Source organism: Wolbachia pipientis (assembly GCF_001752665.1).
Taxonomy (GTDB): domain Bacteria; phylum Pseudomonadota; class Alphaproteobacteria; order Rickettsiales; family Anaplasmataceae; genus Wolbachia; species Wolbachia pipientis_A.
Genome location: NZ_MJMG01000007.1, coordinates 55,170 through 56,190, shown reverse-complemented (window position 1 = coordinate 56,190; position 1,021 = coordinate 55,170). Strand labels below are relative to the sequence as shown.

1 pseudogene is annotated in these 1,021 nt (G+C 33.6%); it reads left to right on the top strand.

Annotated elements, in window-relative coordinates:
- Positions 1–57: 57 nt before the first annotated feature.
- Positions 58–690, top strand: a pseudogene (locus tag BIY23_RS05525) (transposase family protein); the annotation flags it as partial.
- Positions 691–1,021 lie beyond the last annotated feature (331 nt).

The window sequence follows — 1,021 nt, the reverse complement described above, 5'->3', positions numbered from 1 at the left end:
GCTCAAAAAACAGGACAAGAATATTCAAGCAATTAATAGTAGTAGGTATCAAAGAATTTAGTAGAAGAAGTCAGGCATGAGTGGAAGAAAGTTAAAAAGAATAAGAAAAGTCATGGAAGAAGATCACATATTAGAAGATAAGGTTTTATGTTTATTATAGAACATATATAATACACGTGTTTTTTGGATATCTGACATGAATCTAATATATGTAGATTACTACAGAAAATTATTAGTAAAGAAGATCAACATTACAAAAAATAGAACCAGATGGAAATCTTGGCAGATGTTACAGAGCAACCTATACAACGTCCAAAGAATTGGAAGAAGAAAAAGAAGAGTTATTCTCTCTGGAAAAAAGAAAGCGCACACAGTAAAAACTGAGATTCTTATGGAAAAAGTATCCAAGTCATATGCAGGAAGCACACATGACTTTCGTATCAAGAAGCAAGAGAAGTTTTTACCTAAAAATAGTATAAAGTATGCAGATTCTGGATATCAAGGATGGCAAGAGTTACAGAGTAAACTTGTTATTCCTTATAAAAGGTATCGTAAGAAACCTTTAACACCAGAGCAGTAATAAAAAATTAAGGATGAAATAAGATTAGGCAAATAAAGATTTTCAAAATTATGTCACATGTTTACCGTAATTTTCAGAAGAAACACAATATGAGATTCAATATCATTGCTGAACCTTCAATACTCTTTCTTGCACTAATCTCATCCTTATTTCTTCTTCTGGCATTTCGCAATGGGTCTAATGGTATTCAATTAAACAGTGGCATTCAATCGAACAATGGGCTAGGGTTTAATGGTACCTTTGACATGTGATATAGTCAAGGTAGTGTGGCATGGATGGGTGTTGAGCACTGCTCTGCTATGTATTATTTGGGGTACATATTTCATTATGTGCTCTCTTCTGCTATACTAGCTTTAAAAGAATCCTCTCAGCTTTCTAGCGCGGCTTGGATGTCTTAATTTGCGTAACGCTTTAGCCTCTATCTGCCTTATTCTTTCACGT